The organism is Bifidobacterium amazonense, from assembly GCF_018555435.2.
GTDB classification, from domain to species: Bacteria; Actinomycetota; Actinomycetes; order Actinomycetales; family Bifidobacteriaceae; genus Bifidobacterium; species Bifidobacterium amazonense.
The window spans coordinates 19,539-27,953 of sequence record NZ_JAFEJT020000043.1; the positions used below are offsets into that span (position 1 = coordinate 19,539).

The following is an 8,415-nucleotide window of genomic DNA, read 5'->3' on the forward strand; positions in this document are numbered from 1 at the left end:
ATTGGTCGTATTGTCGATGGATAGCATGGGCCTCTTTCACCTTCTGCGACAGCGATAATGCGATGCCATTGGCCGTTGCCGGATGACATCGCATTGTCTTTTGGACGACGCGGGATAACGGAAGGCGTCACATCTTGACACCGCCTGCGGCGATCCCGGATTTCCAATACCGTTGCGAGAAGATGAACACGAGGATCAGCGGCATCAGAGACACAAAGGATCCGACGAGGGTGAGCGTTCCCAGCTGTGCCACGGAGGTGGACTGCTTGTTCCAGTCGACCAGTCCGACGGCGAGCGGGTACAGTTCGGGGTCGTCGAGGATCATCATCGGCAGCATGTAGTTGTTCCAGCTGCCCATGAACGTGAAGAGGAACACCGTGGTCAGTCCGACCCGCATCATCGGCATCACAATCTGAAAGAAGGTCCTGATTTCGCCGGCGCCGTCTACGCGTGCCGCTTCGATGATCTCCATCGGCACCGAGGCCCGCACGGTAAGCCATGAGAACATCACGCCGAAGGGATACACCAGCGCGGGAAGGATCACTCCGAGGATGTTGTTGTTCAGTCCCATGCGCACCAGCTGCAGGTACAGCGGCTGGGTCAACGCCGCTCCCGGGACGAGGAAGCTGACCATCACCGCTCCGAGGATGATCCTGCGTCCTCGGAACTGGTATACGGCGAGTCCGTATCCGCACATGGCGCTCACCAGCACGGTGAGCAGGGATCCGATCACCGAATAGAGGATCGAGTTCGCGATCCAGCGAAGATAGACCCCATTCTGGTAGGCAAACAGTGAGCTGATGTTCTCGAAAAGACGGAATTCCGCGAAAGCGAAACTTGGGGTCGTATACAGGTCGCCGGCGCTTTTCGTGGAGGCGACGAACAGCCAGCATACCGGGACGACGAAATAGACGAAGGCGACAGCGAACAGCAGCATCGTCAGGATGCGCGCCCATCCATGGGACAGGACGATACGCTGTCCGGAGCGTATCTTCAGGTTCTGACGGGTGATGACCGGACGTGCGATGGTGGTCATGATTTCTCCTCCCATTTGCGTTGCGCCAGATTAATGACCGCGGACAGGATAAAGGCCACCAAGGCGACTATGACGGACATCGCGGAACCGAGATTCTGATTCTTCTGGGCGAATGCCGTGTTGACGATGGACATCAGCGGCGTGAACTCCGAGGAGACGTTGCTGGTGACGGTGCGTAGGACGGTTGGCTCGTTGAACAGCTGGATGGTGCCGATGATCGATAGGAACAGGGTGACGATCAGCGTGGGCATGATCATGGGGATCTTGATGGACCATGCGATGCGGGCCTCGCTGGCGCCGTCGATCCGTGCGGCCTCGTAGATGTCCTGTGGGATTGCCTGCAATGCCGAGTAGATCATGACCATGTTGACGCCTACATAACACCATGTGGTGATGTTCGCCGTCGACCACAGCACCGAATCCGGTGCCAGGAAGTTCACGTCCAATCCGATCGTGCGCAGCCCTTTGACGATCGGGCTGACGCCGGGCTGGTACAGGAATCCCCACAACAACGCGGCGATGACCGCAGGCACCGCGTACGGGATGAACAGGACGATCTGCGCCACACGCTTGAATCGGACCAGCGTCGAATCGATCAGTAGGGCGAACAGTAGAGCCAGTCCGAGCATGAGCGGTACTTGCACGACGCCGAACAGCAGCACCCGGCCGAAACCGGACATGAATTGCTTGTTCTGCAATGCGGCTTGGTAGTTGCCCATGCCGATGAACACGGAGGTCTTCGTTCCGCCGAAACCGAGTCCGGATCGTTTGACGGTGAACAACGAACTCCATACGGCCACCAGTAGTGGTGAAAGCAAGAACACAGTGAAGGCGACGGCGAAGGGGCCGACGAAGAAATAGGGGGCCAGTCCCGGCCCGCGCCGCTTGCCGCGACGCGGGCCTTGGATAGATGCGGATGAGTCGCTCATTTGACGCTCAGTCCCTTGTCGGATGCGGCCTTGCGCATCGCGTCGGCGGCCTTGGTCACCACGTTGCCCATGGTGTCCTGTTTGTTGGCGACCTTGGCGAAACCGTCCTTGAGCGCGGTGAATCCGGCATCGACCTGAGGGCCGGTGGATCCTTTCACCGCGTTCTTCGCAGCCTTGACGAATTCTGCGCCGGGGGCCTGACCTCCCCAGTAATCGCTGGTCTTGTTCAGGGTCTCGTTCTCCAAGCCGGCTTTGGCCGCGGGGAACAGTCCGCCTTTTTCGATGAGGATGTCGAGAGCCTTCTCGTCGGAATTCAGCCAGGTGATGAACTCGCTGGCCTCCTCGGGATGCTTGCTGGTGACGGGAATGGTGTTCAGACCGCCGCCGACATTGCTTGAAGGGCCGTTGCCGCTGTCGGATGGGCTTTGCGTTACCGCCCACTTGCCGGAGAGATCGGGCGCATTCTCTTCGATGAGCACCGGAAACCACGCCTGATAGTTGAACGAGGCGATAGTGCCGTCATTGACCGCCGACCAGAAATCGGGCGTCCACATGTCCACGATCTTGACTAACCCCTCATCGATGAGCGTCTGGTATCGGTCGGCCACGGTCTGCGATGCCCCACTGTCAAGCATCACCTTCCATGTGTCGCCATCGACGTCGTACAGCGTACCGCCCTCCTGATAGAAGTCCTGAATGAACAGACTGGCCTCATTGGGCGTGAATGCGGTGATGTAGACGTCCGGGTTGGCCGAATGCAGTTTGCGGGCCGCATCCAGGTACTCATCCCATGTCTTCGGCACGCTGACGCCATACTGTTCGAAAATGTCCTTGCGATACATCAGCGCTGTGGGGCAGGAATCCTGCGGCACGCCGTAGACACCGTCCCCGAACACGCCGGATTGCCAATCTGATTCGGTGAAGAGACTCGACTTGTCGTTAACGTACTTGGAGATGTCCTGCACCTGCTGTTCGATGACCAGATCGACCAATGCATCGCCGGAGACCTGCAGTATGTCGCTGGCGACGCCGGCCTCGATCTGCGAGGAGTAGTTCTTCATCGCATCGTTGGCGATGCGCTTGAACTCGACTTGGATATCCGGGTTCTCCTCGTTCCAAAGGTCGACGGCATCCTCGATGTGGGGCACCCAGCCGGAGAACGTCAGCTTGACCGGGCTCGACGATGAGGAATCATCATTGCCGCCGGCGGCGCTCGAACCGCAGCCCGAAACGAGCAGCATGGCCGTCGCCGATGCCAAGGCGATGGAGACCTTTGCGATTTTCCCATAATTGGTGTTCATGATGGTACCTTTCCCTGTTGTGATACGGCAGCCATCCTTAGCTGCCGACTGTTTACGATCTGGCGTCTGCCTCGTCGCGAGACTCCTTATCGGTGATTGTTATATCCGGCGAAGCCGGATGAATATATACGTTTACGGATTCGATGTCGGATGCGCTAATGTTCGTTGTCGCCGTTTCCTCCGATCTTGTCGATGCGACGATGGCCAACCGGCTTGTTCAGAGGGACAACCATCGATAGTGAGCCGTCAATGGTCACGCTCCCTGCGGGACTGTCGCCCACGGCGACCATAAGGTCAAGACGACGGCCGGCACGGATGCGGTACGAAAGCGATTGCTCATCCCATGCGAGATCGACGCGAAGGTTTCCGCGGGCGCGCAACCCTTTCGCATGCCCTGGACCCCATTCAACGGGCCAAGCGGGCAACAGCCGTAGCACGCCGTCGTGGCTTTGCACGAGCATTTCGCACACGGCGGCGGTGAAGCCGAGGTTGCCGTCGATCTGGAACGGAGGATGCGCACACAGCAGACTGGGGTAGATCCCGCCGCCATGTATGGAGGCCGTCGCATTCGCATCCACTACATGACAGAACATGCCGATGGCCTGTTTCGCGCGTTCGGGTTCCCTTAGTCGCGCCCACATCATTAGACGCCAGGCAAGACTCCAGCCCGAACCGTATGCGCCACGCGATTCCAGCGAGCGACGCGCCGCATCGAACAGCGATCTTCGGCTTGCGGTGATGCCGTTGCCCGGATGCAGCTCATAGAGGTGTGACAAATGACGGTGATGTGGATCCACGGCCTCAAAGGGGCCGTTCCATTCCATGATCCGGCCTACACCATCCACCTGCACCGGTACCAGCCTGCCCAAAACGTAGGCGATGCGAGATATCGTCCCCTGATCCTCTTCGCTCAAACGGCCGTGTAGGATTCCCGCCGCTTCCACGACATCGCGGAACAGGTTCCTTGCTATGGCCAACGTGTTTTCGCTGTACAGCGCCACGGACGCCTGCCGCCCGTCATCCCAAAATAGATTCTCCGGTGATGTGGCCGGACATGGGGCGAGTCCATCGGGGGTCTGCCGCAGGGTGCCCAATACGAATCGGGCGCTCTGCAGCAGTATTGGCCAGATATCCCGCAGATAGTCGGCATCCTCCGTGAACAGGTAATCTTCGTATAGGTTCCTGCACATCCAGGCCTGGCCCAACGGCCAGAACGACCATGAGGGATCGCCTTTCGCCGGTGAGCATTTACGCCAGATGTCGATGTTGTGGAACGCCGCCGTTCCGTCGATGCCGAAGACCTTTGAAGCCGCTTCCCTGCCGGTTTCCAGCAGTTCACGGTTCATCCTCACCAATGGTTCGACCAGTTCGTGCAGGTCGCAAGGGCCGGTCAGCCAGTAGTTCATTTCGACGTTGATGTTGGCGGTGTACTCGCATAGCCATGGCGGCACGACACGATCATTCCACAGTCCCTGCAAGTTGGCCGGCTGAGAACCGGGACGGGAACAGGAGATGGCCAGATACCGTCCGAAATCGAACAGCAAGGAGGTCAACACCGGTAGCGTCTCATCCGAGACGCCACGGCCGAGCAGCCGTTCGATCAACGCCGAATCATCCGTCATCGTGCCGTCGGCGCGCAACCCATCCGGCACATGGAAGCCGACGGACACGCGATCGAACAGTGTGCGATAGTCCCGCTCATGTTCGGTGAGTGTCTCGCAATACGTGCGGGAGATCGTCGTACCGGTCAACGCGATCAGTTGCGACGTCACCCGCTCCTGCGAACGTTCCGGCTGCATGTCGAACCCCCGGAATCCGGAATGCGATGCAAACGTCAGCGTCAGCATGGTCACGTTCTCGCAACGCAATCCGTTCTCCATGGAGAACATCGCGCCGCCTTTCACGGATACGGTTCCTCCTCCGGCATAGGCCATGCCCACACCTCGCGCAGCGGGCTCCCACGGATGTTCCCCGGCTTGTCCGCCATTCATGCCGCCGATATTGAGGCCCGGACACTGACCGTACAACATGTAGCCCTTCCGATCATCATCTTCATCCGTAAGTGCCCCGAACGGTTCGTGATCCCAGTCGCCGTGCTGCAGGAACCCGTCCGACGCCGTGATGGTACACGAGAACGGCCGCGCCGATTCGACCCGATAAACGAGCAGATCCGACGGCGCGGAGCAGAACGCCCGCATCCGGCGATCGTCTCCGTTCCGACCGGTCCGCGCCTCCGCCACGCCCCGGGACATGTCCAGGGCTCTTGTGAAGGGTGCAGCCGCCTGCGTGCGGGAATCGAACGTGAACCGCAGCGTGCCGAACGGCTCGTACATCTGGACGTCCTCCTGCAGATCGGTGCGGGAGCGGATCGTCTCCGTGGCTTCGGCGTACCTTCCCTGCGCGGCCTGTTCGCTGGCAAGTTCCACGGTCCGTCGATCCAGCCGAATCCGTTCCTTGCGTGGATAGCCGGACCACAGCGTGTCGTCGTTCAGGTACAGGACGTCCGTCTGCCGCGTGGAACATACCATCGCTCCCATACGGCCGTTGCCGATCGGAATGCCGTCAATCCAGAGGTCGGCCGGCTTGTTGTATATCAATCGCATGAGTCATTCTCCGTCATTGGCATGGTTAATGCGGCGCATCCGTTCCATGGCATCATGGACGATGCGTGGCGTTTCGTAGGATCTCCTCTAGTTCGCGCCTTCGGCGACCGGTTCGAACTCCCGTCTGACGACGGGATGATCGGACGTATTGAAATACACGGTGTAGCGTCGCTCCGCGTCCACCATGTACAGCGGAGCCAGATCGACCGTCCCCGAACTGGTGGACAGCTCGTAAAGGATGCCATCATCTCCGTGTCGCCGTCCTGTCTCTTCAGCTGTCGTGATGCGTCGGCACCGATCATTGAGATCTTCGGGGGGCAGTGGACCTATATCGCCCGTGTCTCCCAGTCCGGCGAGCAGCACGTCGCCGCGCAGCAGCGCGATTCTGTTTGGTTCCCTTATTAACGGCTCTTCGCACAGTGCTTCCCGTAGCCCGATCCGGACCATGTCGCCGTTGCGGAAGACGCGCAGCACCGAGACGAATCCATCGTCGTACTGAATGGATGCCGGCAGCGGAATTCCCTGCGCATCCGTCACGTCCACGGAGCTCACCAAGTCGCGGCGCAACAGCAGACGTGTTCGGCAACCGTCCCGCAGGGGATCCGTATGCATCTCGATGCTGGCGGAAAGCGCCTCCGGATACGTGGATCGCAGATCGAGCGTCAGCCCCCGCTCGGACCATCGCAGACATGATGCGATGAACGCCGCGAGCGCGATCGTCGGCACGCCGTCGGCATCCGTTCCCTTGAACCAGATATCCTTTTGCAGGTCGGAACCACCCTCCACGCCGGTGCCGGTGCAGCACCAGAATGACTCGTCCGGCGTACTGAACACCTTGTACACCGCAACACCCATCGGCTGGTGGTACTGGGACAGTCCGGTGGAGGGACTCATGCAGTTGAGCACCGCATTGAATTTCAGCCGGGCGAGGTGCGCGAGCAGATCGGAGCCGCCATTCCAGCAGAACAGTTCGGAAACGATCGACTCCGTGTTATGCCCGTTGCAGGATTCGCTTTCCCCGCCGGTCAACGCGTCGTGCAGATCATTGGGCGCGCCCCAGTGCTCGGCCTTGGAGGACACTCCGGTCGCGGAATAATGCGTGGCCTTGGAGCTGTTTGACCCGTTCGCGAACGTCCTCGTGAACAGGAACCGGTAAAATTGCTCGGCGGCGTCACGGTAGCGTGCCTCACCGGTGATTTCGTACCGTTGCATCATGGCCATCACCATCGGCAGATGCGTGTTGGCGTGCAGGTCCTCCAGAATGTCGCGTCCGCTGGCGAGATTGCCGACAAAGTACTCGCGGTCGAACAACATGGCGGTGCGCAGGGTGGGTTCGTCTCCCGTCATGCGGTACAAAGTGTACATTGAGTCGCCGATCCCGCCGTATTCATTGACCGGGTTAAGCCGTGTGGGATGCAGGATGCTGTCGATCTTCCAGAAACCGAGGCGGTCGAAGCGTCGTTCGACATAATGGACGAGGTCCACCGCCAGCTCCAGCGCGTCCCCGTTGCCGGCATACCGATAGGCATCTAATAGGCCTTGCAAAATCTTGTGCAGGGTATAGTAGGGGGCCCACACCCCTTGGCACTCCTGGTCTTCGAGACGGTCCAGATCCGACTCGGGGAATGCGCTCAGATAGCCGTTCCGTCTCGCGCACCGCTTCATGACGGTCACGATTCCGTCGACCTTGTCGTGCAGCAGCTCGCTCTCCTGCGCGCCGTTGTTGCCGTCGACGCAGAACTTCGACGCCGCGGACAGAAAATGCCCCACGAAATGGCCCCTCAGACCGCAATCCGGGGATTCCCATCCTCCAAGAGGCTTCGCGTCACTGCCCAATCCCGCATTGATCCGGAACGTATGCATCAGCCGATCGACGTCGAAACCGAGCACATATCGCTTCACCAGCTCCTGCCGACGCAGGAACTCACCCTCATGCAACGTCACCTGATCGATGGGGAAGGGCTCGTATGCCTTGACGGACATCTCATGCTCCTTTCGTCCACGTCAATTGTCGTGCGGAAACTGACACCCCTTCGTTCCTTGAAGGGAAGCCGCTCAACCAAGTAATTTCACTGTACTGTGCATGTCATGGGCGCAATATGGAACAATGGTGTCATATTCCGACTTCATCGACGTCAGTGATCAGGAGAGCGGCCATGACCATCTATGAAATCGACCTCGGTGCCCCGATCCGGTACTTCATAGCCGGGGAATTCACCAGTCGCCCCGGATGGGTCCATGCGCAATACGATCATGGGCCGGATTTCGAACTCATCATTGGCATATCCGGCCATTTCGATCTCGTGTACCATCTTGCCGACGATCCCTCACACGAGCGAAGCCTGCGCGTCTCGCCCTCGTCCTGCGTGCTGCTGCCACCGAACATCACGGTATGGGGCACCGGAAGAACCGGAGAGAACGTCGACTTCGGGGCAGTATTCCTTGCGTCGGATGCGTTGCAGCGTGTCCGGTTGGACGGGGACGGCGGAAGACGTCTGTTGGGCCGGCACGGCCGTTTCGCGTGGTTTCCAGTCCGCCAGGAAATG

The 8,415-nt window shown here is 59.6% G+C and carries 6 protein-coding genes; 1 reads left to right on the forward strand and 5 read right to left on the reverse strand.

The window, feature by feature from the left end; genetic code table 11:
* Positions 1-127 precede the first annotated feature (127 nt).
* The 5 genes from JS533_RS09700 to JS533_RS09720 all read right to left on the reverse strand — a co-directional run bounded on the left by JS533_RS09700 (position 128) and on the right by JS533_RS09720 (position 7,852).
* The gene (locus tag JS533_RS09700) at positions 128-1,036 is read right to left on the reverse strand and encodes a carbohydrate ABC transporter permease (protein WP_241514213.1); all 909 of its coding nucleotides are present in this window, start codon (positions 1,034-1,036) and stop codon (positions 128-130) included.
* A complete protein-coding gene (locus tag JS533_RS09705) occupies positions 1,033-1,965 on the reverse strand; it encodes a carbohydrate ABC transporter permease (RefSeq protein WP_241514214.1) in 933 nt (310 codons plus the stop codon). Before JS533_RS09705 ends, JS533_RS09700 begins: the two co-directional genes overlap by 4 nt.
* Complete coding sequence (locus tag JS533_RS09710; RefSeq protein ID WP_241514215.1) at positions 1,962-3,266, reverse strand: ABC transporter substrate-binding protein; 1,305 nt, start codon at positions 3,264-3,266, stop codon at positions 1,962-1,964. The genes JS533_RS09705 and JS533_RS09710 overlap by 4 nt, the downstream gene beginning before the upstream one ends.
* A 155-nt stretch (positions 3,267-3,421) precedes the next feature.
* Positions 3,422-5,869 carry a glycosyl hydrolase family 95 catalytic domain-containing protein gene (locus tag JS533_RS09715; RefSeq protein ID WP_241514216.1) on the reverse strand — a complete coding sequence of 816 codons (2,448 nt, stop codon included), beginning with the start codon at positions 5,867-5,869 and terminating at the stop codon, positions 3,422-3,424.
* Positions 5,870-5,956: 87 nt separating this feature from the next.
* On the reverse strand, positions 5,957-7,852 hold the full coding sequence (locus tag JS533_RS09720) for a beta-L-arabinofuranosidase domain-containing protein (RefSeq protein WP_241514217.1): 1,896 nt from the start codon (positions 7,850-7,852) through the stop codon (positions 5,957-5,959).
* Between the two features lie 173 nt (positions 7,853-8,025).
* Between JS533_RS09720 and JS533_RS09725 the strand changes: the two genes are divergently transcribed.
* A partial coding sequence (locus JS533_RS09725) for a hypothetical protein (protein ID WP_241514218.1) occupies positions 8,026-8,415 on the forward strand: 390 nt, incomplete at its 3' end.

Coding starts and splice junctions, on each gene's coding strand:
- JS533_RS09700 (WP_241514213.1), bottom strand. CDS start 1,036: ATGACCACCATCGCACGTCCGGTCATCACCCGTCAGAACCTGAAGATA.
- JS533_RS09705 (WP_241514214.1), bottom strand. CDS start 1,965: ATGAGCGACTCATCCGCATCTATCCAAGGCCCGCGTCGCGGCAAGCGG.
- JS533_RS09710 (WP_241514215.1), bottom strand. CDS start 3,266: ATGAACACCAATTATGGGAAAATCGCAAAGGTCTCCATCGCCTTGGCA.
- JS533_RS09715 (WP_241514216.1), bottom strand. CDS start 5,869: ATGCGATTGATATACAACAAGCCGGCCGACCTCTGGATTGACGGCATT.
- JS533_RS09720 (WP_241514217.1), bottom strand. CDS start 7,852: ATGTCCGTCAAGGCATACGAGCCCTTCCCCATCGATCAGGTGACGTTG.